We start from the raw sequence: 25329 nt of genomic DNA on the forward strand, positions 1-25329 counted from the left end.
TCTCTATGAAAAAGCCAGCCTTTCTCTTACTGTTTACACTTTTTACCCACTTCACAATCGCTCAAGGCTGGGACTGGGGCGGACCAATCGATCCACTTCAGGCCAAGTATAAAGTGACCCACTACCGCCTGGAGCTAGAGCTCCTTCCCGAAACCCAAAGTATCGAGGGCTCTAACACGATTACTTTTTCGGCCAAGGAAAAGCTGGATACCATCCGCCTCAACCTGATCGACGAGTATCAGGTAGACAAAGTGTTAATGGATGGAAAAGAGGTGAAGTTTTCCCACCAAGACGACATCTTGGACATCCTTCCAGTCGATTGTACCTGCGATCAGGTGAAGGTTTTCTATGGAGGAAAAACTCCCATTGCGCAAAATCCACCCTGGGAAGGGGGCTTCACCTGGGAAAAGGATCAACTCGACAATCACTGGATGGGCTTGTCGGCACAGGCTGAAGGCTCGAAGATCTTCATGCCCGCCTGGGATCACCCGTCGAATGAGCCGGAAAACGGCATCGACATCATTCTCACCGCTCCCAAACCCTATTTTGTGGCGTCAAATGGTAGGCTGATCGACACCAAAGAAAGTGACGACAAGATCACCTACCACTGGTCCACCGACTATCCGATCAACGTGTACAACGTCAACTTCACGATGGGAATCTTTCAGGAAGCAAAGTTGGCTTTCCAGTCTGTCTCCGGAAAAACCATCCCCATGCACGTCTGGGTGCTACAGGAAAATCGAGCGAAAGCTGAGGCACTCTTGCAAGTGCTCAAAGTGAATGCAGAAACCCACGAAAAGTACTTCGGCGAGTTTCCTTTTCCCGATGATAAAATCGCAATTGTAGAGACGCCATACCTCGGCATGGAGCATCAGACGATCAATGCCTATGGCAACAATTTCCAGTTTGTCCCGATGGGGAAAACCCAATACGACTGGCTGCTGCACCACGAGCTGGGCCACGAGTGGTTTGGCAACAAAGTCACCGTGGCCGACTTTGCCGATCTCTGGATCCAAGAAGGGATCACTGCCTACGGGGATTGGCTGTTTTACTGGGAGCATGGCGGGCCAGAAGCCTACTTTGCCAAAGCAAAAGCAGAGGCCAAGCATCTGCCTCACGCACTACCGGTAGTCAGCCCGCCCAACTCCACCGAGGAGGAAGCTTACCACGGGGAAATCTATTCCAAAGGCGCCATGGTCATGCATTCACTACGTGGAATTTTGGGTGATGAGATCTTTTTTCCGATGCTCAAAGCCTTTGCTTCCGATGATCGATTTACCTACCTGAACTTGGTAAGCACGCAGGATTTCACGGATTTTGCACAGTCCTATTCCGGCCAAAATCTGCAGGGATTTTTTGACTTGTATCTCTATACCGTGGATCTCCCAACAATCAAGATGAGCAAGAAAGGCAAATCCGGCTATGCGATTTCGCTTCAGGGAATTGACTTCACTATGCCGGTAGAGATACAGACTTCCGAAGGGCTGATCAAAGTACCCCTCGGACCAAAGGCGACGGAGGTGACAAGCACCACTCCCCCAATCGTCGACCCCAAGGGCTGGATCATGATGGAAAAATAATTCGGGCTCTTTCACATTGTGGTTTGATTTTGGTGATTCCTGCCCCGCAGCTTGGATTGTTTTCGTGCTTTTAGTTTATTGAAAGCTACCTGCTGCTTAGTTTTTTTTCACTAAACCACTACCTAGATGGAAAAGCATCTGTATGACTCCGGCCTGATCGGAAACTGCGCCTATATCGCCCACGTCCAAAAAAACACGAATATTTCCTGGCTTTGCATGCCCAGATTTGATTCGGACTTTCTGTTTGGGGGCATGTTGGACAAAGAAAAAGGAGGGGAATTCACCGTCCTGCCCGAGTCTGGAAAATTCGAATCAGTACAGGCGTATCTGGAAAACACCAATATCCTGGAGACAATCGTCCAGTCGGGAGTAGATCAGTACAAAGTGACGGATTTTGCTCCACGCTTCAAGAATTTTGATCGGTACTACCGTCCACTGATGCTCATCCGCAAGATCCAACCCATCTCGGGTTCTCCCCGGATCCGCATCAAATGCCAACCTACCGCTGACAGGGGCAATGTGAAGCTCAAAGGAAGTTTGGGCAGCAACCACATCCAGTTTATCGGTCATGACCAGGAAGTACGTCTCACGACCAATGCCTCACTCAGCTACATTTTGGAGGAAAAAAGTTTTGTACTTCAGCGGCCAATCTATCTGGTATTCACATACGGCCGACCGCTGGAAGCACCCATCGAGACCACGGCGGAGCAATTTCTCCAGTCCACCACAGACTACTGGCACTCCTGGATCAAGACCACGAGTATTTCAAATTTCCATCAACGACTCGTCCTGAGATCAGCATTGATCCTCAAGATCCACCAGTTTGAGGATACCGGAGCAATAATCGCTGCCTCGACGACTTCGCTGCCCGAGTCACCCGGCTCTACGAGAAACTGGGACTATCGCTACTGCTGGATCCGGGACAGTTATTACACCTTGACTTCCTTCAACAGTGTCGGACACTTTGAGGAGCTGGAGAAGTATTTCGATTTTATCCAGAATCTCCCCACCATCCTCGACAACCGATATCAACCGCTCTATTCGGTGACGGGAGAGTGGCTGCTTTCCGAAGAAATCTCAGAGCTCGACGGCTACCAAGGCAACAAGCCTGTCCGATTTGGAAATCAAGCCTATACTCACGTGCAAAATGACCTGTACGGGCAAGTGCTGGTCTCCCTGCTTCCGCTCTACAATGACCTCCGTTTCACGGCCAAGGAGCGAAGCTATTCCGAACCGATGATCATGAATCTGCTGAACAAGATCGAGGAGACGATGGATGAAAAAGATGCGGGCCTTTGGGAGTTTCGCAATCTCGCGCAGCAGCATTGCTACACCTTCCTATTTCACTGGGCGGGAGCCTCAGCTGCCATCAAGATCGCTGATCGGCTCAAGAATGACGAAATGCGCAAGAAAGCTGTCGCGCTACAACAAGCTGCAATCCAAAAGATCGAGGCCTGCTATCTACCAGACCGAAAGGCTTACGCCCAAGCCATCGGAGGTACGCACATGGACGCCAGCACGCTCCAGCTGATCACGATGGGCTATTTTGGGAAGGATATCGAGCGGGCAAACAACCACCTGAAGGCGTTGGAAAGCGAACTTTTGGCAAAAGACTACCTCTTCTATCGATACAAGCACATGGATGACTTCGGCATGCCGGAGACCACCTTTCTCATTTGTGCTTTTTGGTACATCGAGGCGCTGGCTTGTGTCAATCGCGTGGATGAAGCCGTCGAGGGTTTTGAAACGCTCACCAAATACTGCAACCACCTACAGCTGTTTTCCGAGGATGTGGATCAAAAGACCGGCAGTCAGTGGGGGAATTTTCCCCAAGCCTACTCGCACGTGGGGCTGATGAATGCTGCCTTCCGGATCGGAAGAAAGCTCGACCGGCCCAACTTTCTGTAGACCACAGCAGATAAAAGCAACATAAAAAATCCCTGATGAATTGCCAAACAGCGTGATTCATCGGGGATTTCTGAGTTGGAAAAACTAATTCAAGTCCTGCTCAACCAGCTTGCCTAGCAGTCTCCTTACCTGACGGAAAGATTTGATATTGTAGTCGGCTTGCGTGTACGAATAGCCCACGCGGATGGTGTAGGCTTCCTTTGGAAGGGCTTTGAAGGTGTCCTCGTCCGTCCAGTCATCTCCGACTGCCAGGATAAAATCGTGCTCCTGGCCTTTCATCAGATTGAGTGCCGCACGTCCTTTATTGATATCAGGCCGCTTGATCTCTAAGACCATGTTGCCTTCCAGCACTTGCAGGTTGTGCCCTCGTGCCATGTATTTGAGATGACTCAAGAGTTCCCGCATTCGGAGATCTCCCAGACCTTTTTCCACTTTGCGATAGTGCCAGACGAGCGAGTGATGCTTTTCCTCGATCAATGCCCCCGGAGTCCGTATCACGTAATATTCCATGATGTTGCGGATGTCTTCCTTCCAGCTGTCATCGACTTCAGCATAGAGCTCCCATTCCTCTGGATGCTCTTTCTTTTTCATCCAGACTCCATGCTCAGCTATAAGATCCACACTGAAACCTTCGAACCAAGCTCCGAGCGTATCCTTGTCCCTTCCTGAGATCAGTACGACCTGGGCAGATTTGGTCAGGGAGCGGACAAGATCCTGAAGTTCTTGATCAGGTTTTGCATCCTGTGGATTCCCTGTGAAGCCTGTCAGCGTGCCGTCGTAGTCCAAAAACAGGATCGGACTTTCAGCCGCGCGAAATGCGACGCTGATTTCTCCCATCACTTCTTCGTCGACGATCTTGGAGGTCAGCTCATCCTGCTTGGATTTGACATGGGCAAGTCTATCCATAAATACATCCACCCACTGAAAGACGTCATATTTCCTCAGGCTTTTCTGCATCGCCTTGATGCGTTCGGTCTGCTCGTCTGTCTGCATGTTGAGCGCCTGATAGATCGCATCCACGACGCTTTGCTTGTCATTTGGATTCACCAAGATAGCATCCAGCAGCTCCTTGGATGCTCCCGCCATCTCAGAGAGGATCAATACGCCAGTCTGGTCGGTTTTGCTGGCCACGAATTCTTTGCAGACGAGATTCATCCCATCCCGCAGAGGGGTCACCAAAGCGATGTCGGACATGCTGTAGAATGCGCTCAGCTCTTCGATGGGAAACCCCCGATAGAAATAATGCACCGGAACCCAATTCAGCGTGGAGTATTCTGAATTGATCCTGCCGACAAGCAGGTCGATCTCCTCCTTCAGCTCTTTGTACGACTGCACGTTGTCCCGACTGGGCACTACGATCATAATCATGGATACTTTGCCGTGGAGTTCCTTGTGCTCCGAGAGCAACTGATTGAAGGCGTGGATACGCTGAGGGATGCCTTTGGAATAGTCCAGACGGTCGGTCGTGAGAATCAACTTGTGATCTCCGAGCTGTTTTCTGTATTCTTGAACGAGCTTTTGAGTCTTTTTGGATTTGGCCTGCTTTTCAAACTTGCCGTAGTCGATACCCATCGGGAAAGAGTCCACATTGATGAGTCGGTTTTCGGTTTGGATGTAGCCGCTTTCGGACGAGAGCCCCGTAATCCTGCTCACGGCGCTGAGAAAATGCCGCATGTCTTCATACGTATGAAAACCGATTAGATCTGCCCCACACACACCCAACAGGAGCTCTTTTCTCCAGGGAATCATGCGGATGATCTCGTACGAGGGAAAGGGGATATGCTGAAAGAAGCCAATCGTGGCATCGGGCAAGGCCTCGCGTAGCATCTGCGGAAGGAGTATCAGCTGGTAATCATGGATCCAAATGGTGTCATCGAGATTTGCCTTCTCCAGGATCGCCTCACAAAACATCCGATTCACCCGATAGTACGCTTCCCAATGTTCGGGATTATAGGCAATGTACTGTGTAAAATAATGGAAAGCCGGCCAAAGGGTCTCGTTGCTGAATCCCTCGTAAAACTCTTCTACATCTTTTTGGGAAAGAAACACGGGCACCATCTTGTGCTGCTGGAGTTCCTGTACTATTTCCGCACGCTGCCCGGGCTCATCCACCACATTTCCCGGCCAGCCGATCCAGATATTTTCGCCCTTTGTGTAGATCGAGCCTAACCCGGTGGCCAGTCCACCGGCGGATGGTTTGAAGTCATAGCGGCCGTTTCGTAGCCGGAGAGAGACAGGTAGTCTGTTAGAGACAATAATAGTTTTTGACATTGGTTTAGCTTAAAAACGAGGGCCGAAAGCCCGGTTAAAATTTGGCGGTCAATTTCAAGATACTGAATTGAGCTTAGTATCTATGGAAAAAGGCAATTTTCCTGCCCGAACGACACCAATTCAAAAACAAAAAGCCCCGATTTTTCGATCGGGGCTTTCAAGTAGTTGGGTTGGATTAAAGTCCAAATTCTGACTTAACCTTGTCCACATAGTCGAGTTTTTCCCATGTAAATAATTCCACATCTAGGGAAATTTGATCACGGTATGGGGAATAGAAAGTCTTGGTGACCACTTCATTTTTTCTGCCCATGTGTCCGTATGCGGCAGTTTCTTCGTAGATCGGATTTCTGAGTTTCAGTCTTTGCTCAATTGCGTAAGGACGCATATCGAAGAGGGCTTCAACCTTCTTGGCGATCTCTCCGTCACTCAATCCTACTTTGGCAGTGCCATAGGTATTGATGTAAATGCCCATAGGCTTGGCTACACCAATGGCGTAGGAAACCTGCACGAGGATTTCATCAGCTACTCCAGCTGCCACCATGTTTTTGGCGATGTGTCGGGTAGCATAAGCGGCAGAGCGGTCAACCTTGGATGGATCTTTTCCTGAGAAAGCTCCTCCCCCGTGAGCGCCTTTACCACCGTAAGTGTCCACGATGATCTTTCTTCCGGTCAAGCCGGTGTCACCGTGAGGACCGCCAATCACAAACTTGCCGGTTGGGTTGATGTGGTAGTTGATATCAGCTGTGAAGAGCTTTTGAAGCTCTGGCTTCAACTTAGCTTTCACTCTTGGAATCAGGATATTGATAATGTCGGCCTTGATCTTAGCCAGCATAGTCGCCTCCTCGTCAAAGTCGTCATGCTGGGTTGACACCACAATAGCATCGATCCGCTGGGGCACGTTGTCATCACTGTATTCGATGGTGACCTGAGACTTGGAATCCGGTCTCAAATAGGTAATATCTTTGTTTTCTCTTCTCAACTCAGCCAACTCTCGCAGGATCATGTGAGACAGATCCAATGCCAGCGGCATATAGTTTTCGGTTTCGCTGGTAGCATAACCGAACATCATCCCCTGATCACCAGCACCCTGTTCTTCAGGATTCTTGCGCTCTACTCCCTGATTGATATCGGCAGACTGCTCGTGGATTGCGGAAAGCACCCCGCAAGAGTTGCCCTCAAACATGTATTCGCTCTTGGTATAGCCAATGCGGTTGATCACGTCACGGGCGATCTTCTGCACGTCGAGGTAGATATCCGACTTCACTTCACCCGCCAAAAACACCTGTCCGGTGGTTACAAGGGTTTCGCAAGCGACTTTGGAATTGGGATCGAAGGCCAAAAAATTGTCAATCAGCGCATCGGAAATCTGGTCAGCAATTTTGTCAGGATGACCCTCAGATACTGACTCTGAGGTGAATAAATATGCCATAAATCTGGATAATTGATACTTCTCTTAGAAGTCCCAAAAATAACGGAACTGGGGGAATTAAAAAACCAAAGAAATCCCTTCGTCGCATTCCTGGACAGAAACTTATCAGATTTTGGAATTTAGTAGAAAAAATCGGAGCAAGTCCATTCGGTCTGTTATTCACACGAGCACCAATCCGGCAATTCCCAAGATATAGATCACTAGTGCTGTCCAAGAATCCAAACCCATACCCCAAAACCGCCTCGGCGACTTGATCACCATGCCGATGATGAAGACCAAAGTCATCGCAATCGACAAGGCTGCCAGGTAGATGTCAGATTTGTGCGCCTCGGTCAGCACCGATTCGTGACTGATCAGATTTGCCAAAAGAAAAAGTACCGGAAGGAAGGCATTCCCCCCAAAGATGTCACTGATGATGGGCACATATCTCCTTTCCCTCACAAATGCCAACCCGCCGGAAATCTCCGGCAAACTGGTCACCAAGGCTAAGATGGTCGCGCCAAAAACTACTCCGTCTATCTCAAAATGCGCGGCAATGTTTTCACTGGCTTTGGTCAGGAGCACGCCGAAAACCAAGATCAGAAGGCCAATACCAATCAGAGAAAGGATCGCCATTCGGCCCGATCTAGCATCTTGAACAGTGCGCTTTTCTTCCGGCTTAGGCAGCAATTGGCTTTTTTCACTCTTCTTGAGCACCAAGAGACTCAGCAGCCAAACCACCAGGATGGACACCTCAATCGGTGCGAAACGGTGATTCATCAGCACTCTCTGAAACTGCGTACCCATCAACACCAAGGCAAGAATCACGCAAAGGAAAAGCCCCTGAGCGATGGAATTGCTGTGGGACGTGAGGGTCGTGAGGGGCTTCTTTTCCTTTCTAGAGGCAAAATCAAAAAGCGATAAAAGGAGCGTCTGTACAGCTATTCCTCCCAGAATATTCCCGGTCGCCATCGCGGTGTCTCCTTGGATCGTGCCCATCGTCACGATAGTCAGCTCCGGAAGATTGGTCACGATGGACAGCAGAATCGTCCCACCAAACGCATCTCCCAGATTAAATGCATCGTCGATAAAATCCACCAAGCCTGAAAGCTTGTTGCTGAAATACCAGATGATCAGGGCGGATACTACGAATAAGCCAATGCTGTAAGAGATACTGAGTGATTCGAACATTGTGTATCGGTTTTGCCGGATTTAGGCCAGCGGATGGATGAAAAAAAGTGCCACTCTAAGGGAACAGCCAGTAACGCAATCGTCCACCAGGCCATCTGCACAAATCTATTTCTTAGCAGAGCACTGCAAGACCGTGTATCTCCGGGTGACTTTTTCTCCGGATCTGGCTCGGACTTCTTCCTCGCAATCTTCGATCGATTCGATACCCATCTCAGCTTTTTCCAAAAGACTTACCAATTCAGTCGTGTTGTAAAGCTGAAACCCAAACCGGGTGAAAGGCAAATTCTTCATGAATTCCCTTTGAGCAAAAGCCAAAGCAAATCTACCTTTTGGATGCAGCACCCGAGAGATTTCCTTCGCAAATGCCAGCGGATCAGCCCAAAAGTAAACCGTGTTGACTGTGAAGATCTTGGTGAAGGCATCGTCCTCAAATGGGATCTTTTCCCCCTCATACCTGCAGAATCGAATCATTTCATCCTTTGCGAGATGCGAATTGAGCGCCTTAGCTTCTTGATGCATCGTCTTAGAAATCTCCAGTCCGGTGTAGCTGATTTCCCCCGAAAGGCTCAATAGATACTCCAGATGGGCGGCATTACCGTGGCCGATCTCGAGAATCTGGTCACCCGGCTTCACGCCTAGCACATGGATTGCGCTCTTGGTCATCCCGAGATTGGTTTGACCCATTTCCTTCGCCAGTTCCAGACCAAACTCCCCTTCGGGATTGGACAACTGACGGGCAAGCTGTTGCAGTTCTTGTTCGGTAGGCATACGTCAAAAAAAGAGTTTGATTTAGATGAAAACTAAAGACTGAATCTGTACGAGGTACCCCACAGGAAAAAAGTTACAACAATTCTTCTTCCTCCAACTGCTCCCTGATTTGTTTGTTGTTGTCCCAAAATTTCTTTTCCACTCCGGCCCAGATCTTCTGGAATTCAGGATTTTTTTTGAATTCATCCATCGCCGGATCTTCGGTGAGAAATAAGACTACCCAAATCTGGATGTTGTCTTCCTTCGCAAAAAGCCGCAAATGTTCCAAAGCTGTGTCAAAATTTCCATGATGGGCATTGTAAACCGCCAAACCCAGATTTTTATAGACTGTCTGATCTCCATCCAAGTAGTCCCGATAGCTTTGGATAAACTTTTGACCTTCCTCAGTTTTTCCGACTTTTTCATAGACTTCTCCGATGATCATATTTTCGTGGACATACACATTGAGCTTTTGCTCCTCGCGAATCCGATTGAACTGCTCGTAGTACACGTAAGCCGAATCATACTCCCGGAGGTAAAAACTCACTTTTCCGAGATCCTGGAGAATATCAAACCGGGAAGAATCTTTGGCATATTCGGCTTTCAAAAGACTGCGGGTTAGCCTCAGATCTTTGGTCTGAGCGTAACTGATAAATGCTCTGACGTAGCGGGAGTAGGCATTACCTGAAAAATATTCCAGGGACTTGTTGATGTACTCCATCGATTCATCCACAAATCCGGTTTGGATCAGTGCATTTCCGAGGCGTAAGTAGAAATAGCTCGTGGCCACCGAATCTGCCGGACCGGCCTCCAGTTGCATGCCTTTCAGGGCATACTCCAGATACTTGGCCGTATTGGGCAGATAGTTGGCATAGAAATCCGCCAGCAACCCGATAATCTCTGAGGAATTGGGATTGTATTCCAGCCCTTTCTCCAAGAAAGGCAAAGCTTGGGAGTAATCTTTTTTCAAGAGATAGTACATGCCTTTTGCCCTGAGGCTTTCTCCCGAAGTCGGATCAAATAGCACGGCTTTATCAGAATATTCCCCTAGTTGGTCAAGGTGAACTTTTTCGGCCCGGAACAAATCGTAGTAATAAAAGGCGAATCCGGCACAGGCATAAGCCATGGCAAAGCTTCCATCTTCTTTTATCGCCTCATCAAAGTAGGTGACGGATTGCAGGAGATTTTCGTCTCCCCCTCTATTCAGCAGTTCGAGCCCTTTCAAGAAAGAATCGTACGCTTTTGGGCTTTCTGTGAGGACTTTCTCAATTCGGGACTGTTCCTCAGGCGTGATGATCGCCTGGATTCGCTCAGCGATGTCCTTGGATATTTCCTGCTGAAGGGTGAAAATATCGTTGGCCTCGCGCCGATATTGCTTGCTCCAAAGATGCTTGTCGGTGGCTCCTTCGATCAGCTGGATATTGAGCACGATCCGGTCGCCGATCTTTTGTCCGCTCCCCTCGATCAGGTAGCTGACCTTCAACTCTTCGGCGATCTCAGGAATGGACTTGTCGCTGTCGCGGTACTTTTCGGCAGAGGTGCGACTGAGCACCCGCAGATCTTTGATCTTTTGGAGGTTGTTCAGCGTCGCTTCCATCAGACCGTTGATGAGGTAGATGTTGGTGGAGTCGCCGCTGTCATTTTTGAACGGCAGCACGACGATGGACTTTTCGCGGGTGAGTTTCTCCGGGAAAATTTCCGGCTTGAAAATCAGCCAAGCCACTGCCAACAGTAAGACAAGGGCCGCCCCACCGATCCAATACTTCTTAGCAGAATTTGGTGCTGTAGAAATCGGATTTTCTGGAGCCGGAACATTTACATGCTTCCCTACTTCACCCGGAGGATAACCGTAGTGCTCCCGAAAGCATTTGATAAAATACGACGGACTGTTGAATCCAACTTGGTGAGAAACCTCTGAAACGTTCAGAGTCGAGTTTCGGAGCAGTTCCATGGATCGCTCCAGTCGAATTTGGTTGATCAGCTGGCTGACCGAAAGATTACTCGCTTTCTTGACACGCCGGAGGAGATTGGAGCGACTCATATTCATCGCATCCGCCAGCTCAGAGACGCCAAATTCTTCATCGGCGATGTTGGCCTCAACTTTCGCAGCGAGCTGATCTAAGAATTCCCTGTCCTGAGGAGAAGTGGCGGTCATGCAGTAAAACTAGAAGAAAAAAGTGAATTGCAGGATGGGGGCTGCGGGATGTTGGATGCTTCGATTTTTAGAACTCAATGTTCGATGTTCTTTATTGAAAAACTGGAATTAGGTTGGAAAGTTGTAAGGCGGCAAAGTTGTAAAGTCTCTCCGAGTCCAAGGCCTCAACACGCTTCAGCCGCTCGTAAATCGTACTTCGTAACTCGTCCCTCACCGTGTTTTGCGTGATTTTTTACATCCCTGCGTCATAGTTTATATCCAACTCCTGTTCTCTTATAAATCTGTGAGCAGGGCTGTTTAGTGTGACGCAAGGGTTCGACTTTACTTTGGGACAAACAAAATCAAACCAAAATCACTATGAAAAAGCCTGTTTCAATCTATCGATTCTTTGCGCCAGCGCTCCTTATTACTGGTATCCTACTGGCCTCCTGTAGCACCTCTGCCTCCAAAAAAGAAGGAGCGCCGGACGTAGACCTCCACACCGCCGTCGTCACTGAAAACGCCGCCGCCGTCAAGCAACACATTGCAGCCGGAAGCGATCTAAATGAAAAGGATCCCTTTGGCGGATCAAGTCCGCTGATCACCGCGGCAGTCTTCGGCAAAACTGAGATGGCTCGTTTGCTTCTGGACGCGGGAGCGGATTTCAATTTTCAAAACAATGACGGCTCCACCGCTCTGATTTCCGCTGCCTTCTTTGGCCGTCCGGAGATCGTCCAGATGCTGTTGGAAAAAGGCGCTGACAAAACGATCAAAAACAAGTACGAGACCACTGCCCTTGACAATGTTTCCGCTCCATTCGCCGCTGTAAAAGACGTCTATGATGTCATGGGGAATGCTTTGGCGCCGATGGGGCTCAAGCTCGACTACGCCTACTTGGAGAAGATCCGTCCCGAAATCGCTGAGATGCTGAAATAGTCTGATCACGTCAATAGACGACAGTCCACGGTCGACGGCCCGTCATTCAGAACTGTTGCCGGGATACCATGTGAATTGCGTCAAAAAGTACGACTTAGAAACTATGGAAAATCAAGAAAAAATTTCCGTTAGACGATACGACATCGACTGGCTTCGGGTGATCGCCATCGGCCTGCTGCTGATCTATCACGTCGCCATCGGCTTCCAGTCTTGGGGCCGGATGATCGGCTTTATCACCTCCAACGAGTCCTGGGATGCGCTTTGGTATCCCATGGCGCTGCTGAATGTCTGGCGGATACCTTTGCTGTTTTTCGTCTCCGGCATGGGTGTTTATTTTGCGATGCGGCAGCGGAGCTGGAAAGAACTGATTGGCGAGCGCGCAGGCCGGATTCTCCTGCCATTCGTATTCGGAATGTTTGTAATTGTCCCACTTCACCTATTGGTCTGGCGGTATTACTACGGCATGAAACTCCAATACACCTGGGATCCCGGTCATCTGTGGTTTTTGGGCAATATATTTTGCTATGTCGTCCTGCTCTCTCCGATCCTATTTTACCTCAAGCAAAATGAATCCGGCAAGCTGGTCCTCTGGATCAAAAGGACACTCAGCCAACCCTGGGCTCTGTTGTTGGTTTTGGCTGCATTTATCGGAGAGGTCCTGCTCGTGAACCCCAACCCGTTTGAAATGTATGCCAGAACATGGCATGGGTTCTACCTAGGACTGCTGGCTTTCTTCTTTGGATTTTGCTTTGTGCTGAGCGGAGATGGTTTCTGGCAGATGATCCGACGAGGACGATGGATTTTTGTGACTATCGCCTTGGGATTGTATCTCTTGAGAATGTTCCATTTCAACTCCTTCGCTCCAGACTATCTGCTTGCCACCGAATCCCTTTGCTGGATCTTTGCAGTCTTTGCCTTCGGAAGTATACATCTGAACAAGCCAGGAAAAGCTTTGACTTATCTCAGCGAAGCGGCTTATCCGGTGTATATCCTGCATATGGTTTTCCTGTATTTGGGTTCGGTTTGGGTATTTCCTTTGGCTATTCCAGTTCAGTTGCAGTTTGTACTGGTCTTGCTGATCACGCTTGTCGGATGTTTTGGGACTTTCGAGCTGGTTCGAAGAGTGAATTTTCTGAGGCCGCTATTTGGATTGAAATTGAAACCAGCGAAGCCAGCCGCTGCAGTCAGACTCGAAACCCTACCGACAAATGAGCTGAGCTGACGCAAAGATCATTCTGTACTCAAGCTACCCGGTTTTTGAAAAAGGCTGGGTGGCTTTTTTTTGTTCTATCCGTCAGATCCCAGATTCTATCTCTTGCAAAAGCTGGTGAGACATAGAATATGGTCGCTGCTTCTCTTCACTCAAAATCCGCCAACTCTTTTAGCTTTCCTTCATCCAAGGCCTGGTCGTATACAGCCAAGCCGCCGATTTGACCTTTGAAAAAATTACCCATGCCACGCTTGAGCAAGACCGCTCCGACCGTAAAATCGGAACCATTGTCTCCCATCCCGTCTGGGAAAAAGTAGGGATTTTTGCTTTGCGTCAAGCCATCCGGATAGCCTTCAAACCCAGCTGTATTCTTGATGAGTTCAGGTTCCCGAGCTTCAAACTCCCCATTGACGTAGGATCGGATGTATTCTCCGTCGTAGGTGAAAGCGATGCAAGTCCACTGATCTTTCGGAACGGTTTGCTTGCTGGCAGAGTAGTCAATCGAGTACGGAAAAGGCGGCGTTGGTTTTCCCGTTTGCGAAATATGACCGCAAACCTGATCTCCGCCGTTGTAATGCGGAAGTGAGACAAAAAGGCCATATTGCCGCTTGCCTCCGTCGGCATATTCATTCCACATTCCTCCCACAAAGCCCGTCTGCTCGCCGCTCCGCTTCACCCAAGCGATGACAGTTACTTCTTTTCCCGCCCCATGGATGTTTAGTTTTTTGGTTTGGTCATGCGGTAAGTTCAGGTAGCTGGATCCATCGAGTTGGATGGAGTAACCTGATACCGGTCCTTCTTCAATTCTCGGGATAGTCCCGTTCATTTCCTGTAGCGAAAATGTGCCATTTCCGACCGCCATTCGTTTGTTGCCTTCCTTCTCATCAAACTTCCAAAGTGCAATGAATCCCGGCGCGGACTGGATGGCTTGGATGAGGGGTTTGTTGGGTTTGGTGACAGGAGCTTGAGCATTGCTGTCATGAACTTGCAAAAGCAGAAAGGCAAGAAGAAAAAACGAAAATAGGTTTGGCATTCGGAGCATGAATGAAGATAGCGAGATCTCCATAACTTCAATTACGCTGGCCTAAATCAAATCCTATCTTCTGAAAACGTGTGAAAAATCACATAAACGGAACTTAATCTGTGATTTTATGAAGTTCTGCTTCTGCAGATGCAGAAGGATATTTGGTCAAAAAATTTTCTGTATCGGCCTCTTGAGCTAAATTCGAATCATTTTTATTTCAAACCGAAACCAACTTACTGTTCTACCATGAAAAAATACCTCATTCTCCTCTTCCTGCTTTTTGCCGGAATAGCCACTCAGGCACAAACCTCCAAGGAACTGATCGGCAAATGGAAACTCGTCAAACAAACCAAAAACGGAGTCGAATCCACCCCTATTGAAACCTACCAAGTATTCAGAGAAGACGGGAGTTTTCTGGGGATCAACGGAGACAAATCCAGAGAAGGAAAGTGGAATCTTTCCAAGGACAATTCCAAACTCACTGTCAAAATCAGCGTCATCTCGGTAAAATTCGATATCCTCTTCTTTGATTCGAAAAGAAGGGTAATCAAGGCTCCCGAGGTGGGGACGCTTGAATACGAAAAAATTGAATAGCCCCTGCCAGTTTCCGACGGATCGGATTCTACATTTTTCGAAGCCACTGTTCGAATATTCAGCACTCCACTAGTCTGACCAATTCATTTGAGACGACTAGTCACATCTTATCTTTCGAAAACGTGTAAAACTCACACAATCGTAATTTAATCTGTGATTTTGTACAGTTCCCCTTCTGGAGAAGCAGCAAAACAACGTTGGGTCAACCGATGGATAAAGTGGGAACCCAATCAAATTTCTGAACAGCCGATACTTGACACTAAAGACTAGCGTCTTGCTTCTTGTCTCTTGTTTCTTTCTTCACCAGTCCTTCGGTAATCTCATTCATCGCTTTGACTTTGTATTCAAAATCGCCCTTCAGTGTGTCACGATAAGCGTTAAGATTTTCGAGCAAGTCGTCGATCTCTTCGGGAAGAACTTCTTCCAAAAGCTGCCTCAGCCGTTTTGCAGTCGTCGGTGATTTGCCGTTGGTGCTGATGGCGATCTTGAGGTTGCCTTTGGTGACGATGCCACCGAGATAAAAGTCGCAAAGCTCAGGCGTATCGGCCACATTGACGAGAAGGAAACGCTCTTTGGCTTCGTCGCGGATTTGACGGTTGACAGCCTTGTCATCCGTAGCGGCGATCACGATATGTTTGCCACCCAGGTATTTCTCCTGATAGACATCTTCGATCAGCGTTACCGAATCTGTAGTTGCAGCAAGATCCAAAAAAGCTTGGGAAAATTCCCTGGAAACTGCCGTCACTTGGGCATTTGGGCTGGATTTTAGCAAAAATTGAAGCTTCTCCGTACCCACATTTCCTCCACCGACCAACAAGGTATTGAGTTCGTGGACTTTGAGGAAGATGGGATAGAGATGGTTCATTTTTTTAGAGACAAGATATTAGAGGCAAGAAGCAAGATTTGAGTGGCAAGGTGGCAAAGCTGTAAAGTTAGCCCGATCCAACGAGCAACTGCAAGTTGTTGATTGCTTACTGGTTTCTACCCACTGATGACCGCGACTGGCCACTGCCTACTGCCTACTGATCACTGAAACCGCTTCCCGATAGACCTCGGCCAGTTTCACGCTTTCCCGGACCACTTCACCTACGATAATAATCGCCGGAGCTTCGATCTTGGATTCGTTCGCCTTTTGCTCGATGTCATGGATAAATCCCGCCGTGATCTTTTCGTCACGCGTCGTTCCACTTTGGATAATGGCAATTGGCAAATCACCTCTACCCAAGTCCCGATAAACGCTAACGATCTCTCCAAGCTTTCTGGTTCCCATCAGCACCACGACGGTCGCAGTGGATTGTGCTGCCAAAGCCAAATCTTTAGACAATTCACCCGTAGTGGTCGTGCCGGTTACTACCCAAAAACTCTCGGAAGTTCCTCTTTTGGTCACCGGAATGCCTGCCGATGCCGGAACGGCAATCGCAGAAGTGATCCCGGGAATCAATTCGGTGGAGATCCCAAAGGATTCGATGTATTCTATTTCCTCAGCACCACGACCAAAGACAAAAGGATCGCCGCCTTTCAGTCGGACGACATGTCCGTGCTTTTTTGCCAGTCTGACGCAGAGTTCATTGGTGTCTTCCTGTGGGGTGGAATGCCTGCCCACACGCTTGCCCACAAAGATTTTCAGCGCAGTAGCAGGTGCGTGCTTCAGCAAAACAGGATCGATCAGCGCGTCGTAGAGGACGACGTCCGCCTTGTTCAGGGCAAACACTGCCTTCAGCGTGATCAACTCCGGATCGCCCGGACCCGCGCCGACAAGCGTAACTTTTGGATATATATTCAAACTCATGCTTCTACCTCCGCCTCGCGGTAAGATTTCAACAAATTATAAACTTCCATAGCCTGAGTGGCATAAGCCGCCGCAAACTCGGGAGTCGGTTCGTGCTGATTGATCTGATAGACTTTGTCAGCGAACGTGCCGCCCAGATTGATCTTGCCGGTTTCGACGTATTTCTCATCAAAAAGAGAAATGATATTAGCGTAGCTGTTGGTGCTGGTATCGTCGCTGAGCAAAAGTGCCTTTGCCGCATTGATCAAGCCTGCATAGTGGTGGTAGATGCTGTCAGACCAACGGCCTTCTTCCAAGGCAGTCTTGCCAAGATCGAGTTTTTCCAAAGCTTCCAGAAGCAAAGTCGCGACCAAGTCAATCATCACACCGGCGCATTCTCCGACACCGACCGCCACTTCATAGGATTCGTTGTGACCCCAATCGACAGAATCGGCCTCCGTGATGGTCGACGCATCACCGAGTTCTTTCAGCAAGTCATAGAAATAGATCTGACCCTGCTGATCGTAATAGCTGAGGAAGTCTTTGCCTCCCGCATTTTTCTCAAAATCGTCCAACAAGACGCGCAATGCCTGAGGACCCCGTCGGCTGGGGACTTTGGTCACCTTGTCGGCAAATCTTCCATTGCCATCACCCAAATTTCCCCCGCCAAGCAGGACCTGCAACGCTGGAACTACCATCTTACCGGCTTTCATGGACATTCCCTGAAAACCAATGTGCGCCATGTTGTGCTGGCCGCAGGCATTCATACATCCGGAGATTTTGATCACCAGATCTTGATTTTGTAAGTATTGTGGATACTCCTCCGTGATCACTTTTTCGAGTTCCACGGCAATCCCTGTGGAGCTGGCGATTCCCAGATTACAAGTGTCAGTGCCTGGACATGCGGTGATATCTCCAAGGGTATTGTAGCCACGCTGACCCAAACCGATCTTTTTCAGTTCCTGATAAAAGAACGGAACCAAGTCCTCGCGGACGTCACGGATCAGGATATTTTGTCTCAAAGTAAACCGCACTTCTCCCGCGGCATAGGTTTCCACCAAGTCAGCCAAAGGCCGGGCTTGATCCAAGTAGAAGTCGCCCAAAGATACCCGTACTCCGATGGCCACGTAGCCAGCCTGCTTCTGTGGCAGGACATTGGTCAGTTTCCAAAGTTCAAAATCCAGCCCCGGCTCACTGTCAAGCGTCGGACTTTCCGGATTCGGAAGAGTTTTAGCGGCCTCGTAGGCCTCAAAATCAATCGGGAAATTTGAATAGGGAAGGGCTTTTTTCTCCTTTTCAACCAAGTCCAAAAACGCCTCGATGCCCAGATCTTTCACCAAGAACTTCATCCTGGCTTTGTTTCTTCTAGCCCGCTCGCCATGCCGGTCAAAGATCCGCAGGACGGCCTCTGTGAAAGGAATGATCTGATCCGTCTCGACAAAGTCGGAGATCGCATCCGCATGGCGCGGCTGGGAACCCAATCCGCCGCCGAGCATCACTTTGAAGCCTCGGACTTCTTTACCGTCTATATTTTTCACTTTGGCGATAAAACCCAAATCGTGCAAATAGCTCAGCGCATTGTCATCTTCTGATGAGGAAAAAGACATCTTAAACTTTCGGCCCATCTCCCCGCAAATCGGATTTCTCAAAAAGTAGCGGAACGTAGCATCGGCATAAGGAGTCACATCAAAGGGCTCCTTGGGATCGATGCCGGCGGTTTCGGATGCAGTGACGTTTCTGACTGTGTTACCACAGGCTTCGCGCAGCGTCACGTCGTCCTTTTCCAGCTCTGCCCAAAGCTCCGGCGTCCTGTCCAAACTGACGAAGTGGATTTGGATATCCTGTCGGGTTGTGATGTGCAGTCGTCCGATGGAATACTCCTCCGACACCTTGCAAATCCTGCGAAGCTGAGCGGAAGTCGCTCTGCCGTACGGCAATTTGATCCGGATCATCTGGACTCCTTCCTGCCGCTGGCCATAGATACCCCTTGCGAGACGGAGGCTACGGAATTTTTCCGAGTCGATCTTCCCATCCCGGAAAAGGGCAATTTTTCGCTCCAAGTCAAGGATGTCTTTCTCTACAATCGGATTTTCTAGTTCAGTTCGAAAGCTTTGCATGGCAATAATAGGTTTTCCCGAGAGGGGATAGTTCTTTAATTTTTTGGGTTGAAAGGTGGAAAAGTTGGAAGGTGGTAAGGTTTAATCCACGAATCTTTCAACATGTCTCTTTCACTACTTCTTTATTCGATATTGAGCATTTGGTGTTCATTATTTTTCAATATCAAATGTCGAACATAGAATGATGAATTTCGAAGTCTTTTGTCTAGCGTCTTGAATCTTGGTTCTTGACTCTACTCAATAAACCCCACACTCACGGTGTCATAGCTTCCCTCATCGATCAGGATAAACGCCCCGTTGGACTTGCTGGTGTGATAAGAGTCGAAGTGAATCGGTTTGCTGAGTCTGAAATGCACCCGGCCGATGTCGTTGAGCTTCAACTGATCGGCTTCCTCTATACCGGTGAAATCGGTGTGGATTCTGGATTCGATCTGATCGACCTTGGCCAAAACCCGGTTGATTCCGTGCTGCAGGATATACTTTCCGCCCACTTTCAACGCCTTGCTGTTGACTTGGCAGATGGTCGCAGAGATTGCCTTTTCGCTTTGCGGCAATTGGCCACTTTTCACAATCATGTCTCCACGGCTACAGTCCACCTCAGTCGCCAGCGTGATCACGATGGAGGACTCGGTGGCAGCTTCCTCCACTTCCTGATCAAAGAAATGGATGCTTTTAATGGTTGATTCATTGCCGGATGGCAACACTGTCACCGCATCTCCAACTTTTAGATTGCCTCCGTAGAGCATTCCCGAGAAACCACGGAAATCATGGTAGGCCTCAGTCTTTGGACGGATGACATACTGAACCGGAAATCTTGGAACTGAGCTTTCGAGCAAATCCGAAGGCTCAAGTACTTCCAGATGATCCAAAAGCGTATTCCCCACATACCAAGGCATGTGATCAGATTTGCGGGTGACGTTTTCACCTTTCAAAGCCGACACCGGAATAAAGGTGATCTGGTCCTCTCTAAAGTCACTCTTTGCTACCAAGGCATCGAAATCATGCTTGATCTTCAGGAAAACATCCTCGCTGTAATCCACCAAATCCATCTTGTTGATCGCTACGACCACGTGGGAAATGCGAAGCAAATTGCTGATGAAAAAGTGGCGGTACGTCTGCTCGATCACGCCTTTGCGGGCATCGATCAGGATGATGGCGACATTCGAAGTCGATGCGCCAGTCACCATATTTCGCGTGTACTCCACGTGTCCCGGAGTATCCGCGACGATGAAATTGGTCTTATCGGTATTGAAATAAATATGCGCCACATCGATGGTAATGCCCTGCTCGCGCTCGGCCACTAGTCCGTCGGTAGCCAGTGAAAAGTCCAGGTAATCGTATCCGCGCTGCTTGGAGCTGCGCTCGATGGCCTCGATCTTGTCAGTCGTGAGGGAATTGGTGTCGTACAGCAAGCGACCGATGAGGGTGCTTTTGCCGTCGTCCACGGAACCCGCAGTGGCGATTTTGATGAGTTTTCTGCCTTGTATGTCCATTTGTTAGATTCTTTGTCAACAGACCACGGACCACAGTCCACAGCCGATTTGTTTAATTCACTTACTCATTTTTTGTTGCCCTGCTTCTCCCGAAGCTGGACTTGGATTTGTCAGTTTATGCTGCTTCTGGAGAAGCAGCATAACTCGATGTCAAAAATATCCAACCTTTTTCCTAGTCTCCATCGCTGCTTCAGATCGCTTGTCGTCGATACGGGCGCCACGCTCGGAGATGGTGGAGAGTCTGATCTCAGCGACCACATCATCCAGAGAAACCGCCTCGGAGAATACTGCCGCGGTGCAAGTCATGTCACCCACGGTACGGAACCTGACCATCTTTTCGACTACTTCTTCATGCGGCTCACGGAACACGTGCTCGTTGGCAGTCCAGATCATGCCGTCACGAAGGAACACTTCGCGCTTATGAGCGAAATAAATGCTCGGAATGGCGATGTTTTCAGTGCGGATATATTCCCAGACGTCCAGCTCAGTCCAGTTCGAAATCGGGAAACAACGCACATTTTGTCCCACGTGGATCTTGCCGTTGAGCATGTCAAACAACTCCGGGCGTTGGTTTTTCTCATCCCACTGACCAAAGTCATCACGAACGGAAAACACGCGCTCCTTGGCTCTGGCTTTTTCCTCATCTCTTCTCGCACCGCCGATGCAGGCGTCAAACTTGAATTCCTCGATCGCATCCAAAAGCGTCGTCGTCTGCAGCGTATTTCTGCTGGCGTAGCGACCGCGCTCTTCCCGTACTTTTCCCTGATCAATAGAATCCTGGACATTTCGCACGATGAGTTCGAGTCCAAGTTCCTTCACCAGATTGTCCCGAAACTCAATCGTCTCCGGGAAGTTGTGTCCCGTGTCGACGTGAAGGAGAGGAAAAGGAATTTTCGCAGGGAAAAAGGCCTTTTGAGCCAATCTAACTAGGGTAATGGAGTCTTTCCCTCCGGAAAAAAGCAAAACCGGACGCTCAAACTGCGCCGCCACTTCCCGAAGGATATGGATCGATTCTGCTTCTTTGGGATTTGGAATAAATACGTTGTTCATTTTATTTACGAGTTACGAAGTGCGATTTACGAGGTAAAGGGAACTTCAATCCGATAATTCTTATGTTTGCTTCTTAATTCTTGCGTCTCACTTCGCATGCAATCCGCACTCCTTCTTCGAGTCTTCCCACCACCAGCGACCGGCGCGGGCGTCTTCTCCAGGAAATATCGCCCGGGTACAAGGGGCGCAGCCAATGCTGACAAAACCCTGATCATGCATCGGATTGTAGGGAATCTTATGCTCCTTGATGTAGTCGATCATCTGGTCAAAAGTCCAATCCAGCAAGGGATTATACTTGAGAATTTGATTGGCTTCGTCCCACTCGACACGCTTCATCCCGCCGCGGTTGGCACTCTGCTCGGCCCGGAGGCCTGTGATCCAGACCTGATTTCCTGCCAAAGCTCTTTTTAAAGGCTCGACTTTGCGGACAAAGCAGCAGGATTTTCGGTTTTCAACAGAGTCGTAAAATCCGTTGATTCCGATGTCGCTGACCAGTTTTTCTACCGAAGCAGTTTCTGGATAATAGACTTTGATCCGGGTCTTGTACCGGGATTCCGTGCGTCCCAAAAGCTCCAAAGTCTCTGGAAATAGCCTTCCCGTATCAAGAGAGAAGATCTGAACCGGCAAATTCTGAGATGCAATCAATTGAGTAATGACTTGATCTTCCTGACCTAGCGAGGTCGAAAAAACCACCTTGCCCGGAAACATCTCGGCGATCAAGGCCAAGCCCTCTCCTGCACTCAATTGCTCCAGTTTGGATTCAAGATCTGATATATTCAGGCTTTGGCTCATCGGCTTTGTTTTTTGTTGCATTTTCCCAAACCCGCTCATGCAGGTAGTAGAGGATAATCTTGGAGAAAACCTCCACGGTACCGATCGATACCGCCATGACCAATTGACCCGTGATAAGATAGGAAATCACAATCGTGTCGATCGTACCCACTATTCTCCAGGAAATGGCTTTGAGCAAGCTCTTGGCATTGCTGTCTTTTCCCGGTTTGGGAGAAAAGAACTTTTTGGTCAATTGATCTAGAAACATGGATATCTATACGGCTTGGGAAAGCAAAAGTATATAATCCCTATAAATTTTATAGAGTTTGTGATAAAAAAATTTATTCTCCGTCGAGAATATCCTGTAAAGACTTGTTTTCGAGAATCTTGAGCGTCTCATCCCGCACCTGCACCATGACCTTGTTTATCCCGCATTGGACTTCGTTTTTACATTCCGCACAGGGCTCGTAGTAGTTGAGACTCACGCAGGGAAGTAGCGCGATGGGGCCATCCAGTAGTCGGATGATACGTGAAAGCGGAATGTCTTTGGGCTCCTTGATCAGATAATAACCGCCGCCTTTGCCCTTTTTGCTACCGAGATAGCCTGCTTTTCGCAACTCTAGAAGGATGTTTTCGAGAAACTTATGAGAGATCCCATGCTCCTCAGCGATGTCCTGAATCAGTACAGTTTTGTTTTCGCGATGCTTGCCGAGGTAGGTCAGGGCGTGCAGGGCGTACTTGGTCTTTTTGGAAAGCATGATCAAAAATAAGAGAAAAATCGGATTACCCTAGTACGGGAGTGGGGAATTGATGTCGGGATTCGCTGCTTTCATCCTCATTGTCTCCCGTTGCAAAATCCAAGATCTGGCTCGTTCTTCCCAGCCAAGAACAAGGAATTTATGAAGTCAGACATGAACTAATTCTCATTAATAGACATACTTAACATTCGATTACTCCAATTACTGGCTTAACGAGACAGTAATTCTAATTATTTTACACCTTTAAGTGATACTTTGTAATTCAAACATTTGTATCCAGTCTGATTATATCGTTACATTCGCTCAATCCATTTTTCGAATGAACTCTCTTATACCACGTGAAAAAATCCTACTGGATTTTGGACTGCCTAAGACTCGATTTGTCAATTGCTTTTTAAAGTTGAGCGACTTTGGGATAAACTCTGGGTTCAGGTCGTATCTCCCAATATAAAAATGAGTCCAAGCAAGCATGCCTTATCGACTATCAAAAAATTCAAACCACTTTAATCAAAACAACCATGAAAAATCTACCAACAAAATTATTTGCGGCAGCTCTCTTGCTGCTTGTCTCAATGACCGGTTTTGCTCAGGTCAAAAGCGACTACGATAAAGACACAGACTTCACGAAGTACAAAACCTACTCGTTTGAAGGCTGGCAAAAGGACAGCGATCAACAGCTGAATGAGTTTGATAAGAAAAGAATCACGGATGCGCTGAAAGCTGAGTTCGAGGCCAGAGGAATGTCTTTGGTCGAGAGCGGAGGAGATGCATCCATTGCGCTCTATCTTGTCTTAGACAGCAAGACCAGCACGACGGCCTACACCAACTACATGGGCGGCATGGGATACGGACCACGTTGGGGCTGGGGTATGGGCGCCGGAGGGATGGGCAGCGCTACGACGACCTATTCTGAGGACGACTACATCGAAGGTACCTTGGTGGTCGATATGTACGACGGCAGCTCCAAGGGTTTGATTTGGCAGGGAATCCTGACCACTATCGTCAAAACCAAGCCTGAGAAGCGCGAGAAAACCATCCCTAAAAATGTTAAGAAACTGATGGCAGAGTATCCAATTCCTGCTTCAAAATAATTGGTCTAATGGTCAAAAATAGTTGGTAAAACACCTTCTAAATTACTGACAGTAAGATTATTACAGACACCTTATTGAAACTGGTTTCAATAAGGTTTTTTTGTTTCATGAAAACTTCAAAAAAAGCGGTGTTGGGCCTGTGGGTTTCTGGACTCCATCAAGTGGGGAAAACAGGCTGGCAAGCAGCGGTATAAGTGTAAAAATTGCGGCATTTTCTTCACAGGTTCCAACCCTTCGGCAGCCAAATCCAACCAGTTTGTTTGGTTTGAAAAATGGGTCGTTGGAAAGCGCACCTTTGAGCAGTTGGTCCTAGAGACCGGCCTGAGCAAGAGCACTGTTCAACGGCTTTTTAAAAGCTATTTGAGGGAGCCCCCGATGCTGTCGGTTTACCCCTCCGAGCGGGTAAATCTGCTCATTGACGGCACGTATTTTACCGGAGATCTTTGCTTGATTTTGTATCGGGACCACACCGTCAAATTCACCCAGCTCTATCGGTTCAGTGATGCAGAACGATACGAAGAGCTCAAAGAAGACCTGGAAAATCTACTGCTCCTTGGAGTGCAGATCGAGTCTATTACCTGCGATGGACATCGGGCATTGCTCCGGGCAATCCGCAAAGTTTGCCCCCAAGTCACCCTTCAGCGATGCGTGATCCATGTACAGCGGATGTGCAGAATATGGCTTTTCAGTAGGCCTAAAAGCATTCCCGGGCAGGAGCTTCGAAGAATTGTGTCTACACTACACCTGATCCAGACCAAGCAACAGCTCAGCTATTGGCTTCTCGAACTCGCCCAATGGGATGGCAGACACCATCAGTTTGTTCATGAGAAAACGGTCAATCCCCTGACGGGCAAGTTTTGGTATAAACACAAACTGTTGAGACGTTCCTTTTCTGTATTAAAAAGTGCGTTGCCGAACCTCTTTGCTTACCTGGACAATCCGAAAATTCCAAAATCAACCAATGGCCTGGAGTCATTTTTCGGACATTTGAAAACCAATTTGAACATTCACAGAGGCCTCTCAACAGGAAACAGAAAAAGCTTTCTGAGGTGGTATCTATACTTCAAAAATGCCAGAAGGAAAGGGTTTTCTTAGCCATGGAACAAGAAGAATGAAGCGTGAAAAAAGGGCTCCGAAAAACGAAGCCCCTTCATTCCACTTGGCAGATTCTATTGCTGGTAAGTTGCTCCTCAGCAGAGCTCACGTCCTCTTCAAACCTGCCCGACATTTTAAGAAATTTTCCAACCAAAGTCACCAACTATTTTTGACCACATTACC

The 25329-nt window shown here is 48.4% G+C and carries 22 protein-coding genes; 8 read left to right on the forward strand and 14 right to left on the reverse strand.

From position 1 onward, the window contains the following. The first annotated feature begins 5 nt into the window (after positions 1-5). Both G459_RS0103950 and G459_RS0103955 read left to right on the forward strand, forming a co-directional pair. The gene (locus G459_RS0103950) at positions 6-1580 is read left to right on the forward strand and encodes a M1 family metallopeptidase (protein WP_026966481.1); all 1575 of its coding nucleotides are present in this window, start codon (positions 6-8) and stop codon (positions 1578-1580) included. Between the two features lie 126 nt (positions 1581-1706). Continuing rightward, positions 1707-3488, forward strand: coding sequence for a glycoside hydrolase family 15 protein (locus tag G459_RS0103955; RefSeq protein WP_026966482.1), 1782 nt, complete (start codon positions 1707-1709; stop codon positions 3486-3488). Between the two features lie 84 nt (positions 3489-3572). Here G459_RS0103955 and G459_RS0103960 read toward each other — a convergent pair whose 3' ends face one another. The 5 genes from G459_RS0103960 to G459_RS0103980 form a co-directional block, all read right to left on the reverse strand. Next, positions 3573-5759: a bifunctional alpha,alpha-trehalose-phosphate synthase (UDP-forming)/trehalose-phosphatase gene (locus G459_RS0103960; RefSeq protein ID WP_026966483.1), complete on the reverse strand. Its 2187-nt coding sequence runs from the start codon at positions 5757-5759 to the stop codon at positions 3573-3575. A 175-nt stretch (positions 5760-5934) separates the two neighbouring features. After that, positions 5935-7188: a methionine adenosyltransferase gene (gene metK, locus G459_RS0103965; protein WP_026966484.1), complete on the reverse strand. Its 1254-nt coding sequence runs from the start codon at positions 7186-7188 to the stop codon at positions 5935-5937. A 159-nt stretch (positions 7189-7347) separates the two neighbouring features. Continuing rightward, complete coding sequence (locus tag G459_RS0103970; RefSeq protein WP_035455103.1) at positions 7348-8358, reverse strand: sodium:calcium antiporter; 1011 nt, start codon at positions 8356-8358, stop codon at positions 7348-7350. A 105-nt stretch (positions 8359-8463) separates the two neighbouring features. Then, positions 8464-9126 (reverse strand): class I SAM-dependent methyltransferase, encoded by a 663-nt coding sequence (locus G459_RS0103975; RefSeq protein ID WP_026966486.1) that lies wholly within the window; start codon positions 9124-9126, stop codon positions 8464-8466. A 73-nt stretch (positions 9127-9199) separates the two neighbouring features. After that, positions 9200-11260, reverse strand: coding sequence for a helix-turn-helix domain-containing protein (locus G459_RS0103980; RefSeq protein WP_026966487.1), 2061 nt, complete (start codon positions 11258-11260; stop codon positions 9200-9202). Positions 11261-11617: 357 nt separating this feature from the next. Here G459_RS0103980 and G459_RS0103985 point away from each other — a divergent pair, with 357 nt between their 5' ends. Both G459_RS0103985 and G459_RS0103990 read left to right on the forward strand, forming a co-directional pair. After that, complete coding sequence (locus tag G459_RS0103985; RefSeq protein ID WP_026966488.1) at positions 11618-12175, forward strand: ankyrin repeat domain-containing protein; 558 nt, start codon at positions 11618-11620, stop codon at positions 12173-12175. Between the two features lie 103 nt (positions 12176-12278). After that, positions 12279-13397 (forward strand): acyltransferase family protein, encoded by a 1119-nt coding sequence (locus tag G459_RS0103990; RefSeq protein ID WP_035455104.1) that lies wholly within the window; start codon positions 12279-12281, stop codon positions 13395-13397. A gap of 136 nt (positions 13398-13533) precedes the next feature. On the opposite strand, the gene G459_RS0103995 is transcribed toward G459_RS0103990, so the two are convergent. Beyond that, on the reverse strand, positions 13534-14418 hold the full coding sequence (locus G459_RS0103995; protein WP_084454338.1) for a LamG-like jellyroll fold domain-containing protein: 885 nt from the start codon (positions 14416-14418) through the stop codon (positions 13534-13536). 237 nt (positions 14419-14655) lie between these two features. Here G459_RS0103995 and G459_RS0104000 point away from each other — a divergent pair, with 237 nt between their 5' ends. Continuing rightward, positions 14656-15003 (forward strand): lipocalin-like domain-containing protein, encoded by a 348-nt coding sequence (locus G459_RS0104000; RefSeq protein WP_157373267.1) that lies wholly within the window; start codon positions 14656-14658, stop codon positions 15001-15003. Positions 15004-15262: 259 nt separating this feature from the next. On the opposite strand, the gene G459_RS0104005 is transcribed toward G459_RS0104000, so the two are convergent. From G459_RS0104005 to G459_RS0104040, 8 genes are all read right to left on the reverse strand, one after another. After that, positions 15263-15868: a precorrin-2 dehydrogenase/sirohydrochlorin ferrochelatase family protein gene (locus G459_RS0104005; protein ID WP_026966492.1), complete on the reverse strand. Its 606-nt coding sequence runs from the start codon at positions 15866-15868 to the stop codon at positions 15263-15265. A 147-nt stretch (positions 15869-16015) separates the two neighbouring features. After that, positions 16016-16792, reverse strand: coding sequence for a uroporphyrinogen-III C-methyltransferase (gene cobA / locus G459_RS0104010; protein WP_026966493.1), 777 nt, complete (start codon positions 16790-16792; stop codon positions 16016-16018). After that, positions 16789-18888 carry a HEPN domain-containing protein gene (locus G459_RS0104015; protein ID WP_026966494.1) on the reverse strand — a complete coding sequence of 700 codons (2100 nt, stop codon included), beginning with the start codon at positions 18886-18888 and terminating at the stop codon, positions 16789-16791. The genes cobA and G459_RS0104015 overlap by 4 nt, the downstream gene beginning before the upstream one ends. A 233-nt stretch (positions 18889-19121) precedes the next feature. Then, the gene (locus tag G459_RS0104020) at positions 19122-20381 is read right to left on the reverse strand and encodes a sulfate adenylyltransferase subunit 1 (RefSeq protein ID WP_035455105.1); all 1260 of its coding nucleotides are present in this window, start codon (positions 20379-20381) and stop codon (positions 19122-19124) included. Positions 20382-20531: 150 nt separating this feature from the next. Further along, positions 20532-21431 (reverse strand): sulfate adenylyltransferase subunit CysD, encoded by a 900-nt coding sequence (cysD, locus tag G459_RS0104025; RefSeq protein WP_026966496.1) that lies wholly within the window; start codon positions 21429-21431, stop codon positions 20532-20534. 87 nt (positions 21432-21518) lie between these two features. Further along, positions 21519-22223 carry a phosphoadenylyl-sulfate reductase gene (locus G459_RS0104030; protein ID WP_026966497.1) on the reverse strand — a complete coding sequence of 235 codons (705 nt, stop codon included), beginning with the start codon at positions 22221-22223 and terminating at the stop codon, positions 21519-21521. Continuing rightward, positions 22192-22470 carry a DUF2061 domain-containing protein gene (locus tag G459_RS0104035; RefSeq protein ID WP_026966498.1) on the reverse strand — a complete coding sequence of 93 codons (279 nt, stop codon included), beginning with the start codon at positions 22468-22470 and terminating at the stop codon, positions 22192-22194. The genes G459_RS0104030 and G459_RS0104035 overlap by 32 nt, the downstream gene beginning before the upstream one ends. Before the next feature lie 73 nt (positions 22471-22543). Next, positions 22544-22960 carry an RrF2 family transcriptional regulator gene (locus tag G459_RS0104040; protein ID WP_026966499.1) on the reverse strand — a complete coding sequence of 139 codons (417 nt, stop codon included), beginning with the start codon at positions 22958-22960 and terminating at the stop codon, positions 22544-22546. Positions 22961-23478: 518 nt separating this feature from the next. Here G459_RS0104040 and G459_RS0104045 point away from each other — a divergent pair. The 3 genes from G459_RS0104045 to G459_RS30255 all read left to right on the forward strand — a co-directional run. Beyond that, positions 23479-24051: a DUF4136 domain-containing protein gene (locus G459_RS0104045; protein ID WP_026966500.1), complete on the forward strand. Its 573-nt coding sequence runs from the start codon at positions 23479-23481 to the stop codon at positions 24049-24051. A 156-nt stretch (positions 24052-24207) separates the two neighbouring features. After that, positions 24208-25146: an IS256 family transposase, variant Zn-binding type gene (locus G459_RS0104055; protein ID WP_425393743.1), complete on the forward strand. Its 939-nt coding sequence runs from the start codon at positions 24208-24210 to the stop codon at positions 25144-25146. Continuing rightward, positions 25121-25329 (forward strand): hypothetical protein (locus tag G459_RS30255; RefSeq protein WP_211234383.1); only part of this gene is annotated, 209 nt, incomplete at its 3' end. The genes G459_RS0104055 and G459_RS30255, both read left to right, overlap by 26 nt.

The sequence above is a fragment of the Algoriphagus terrigena DSM 22685 genome (assembly GCF_000429445.1).
In the GTDB taxonomy this organism is placed as follows: domain Bacteria; phylum Bacteroidota; class Bacteroidia; order Cytophagales; family Cyclobacteriaceae; genus Algoriphagus; species Algoriphagus terrigena.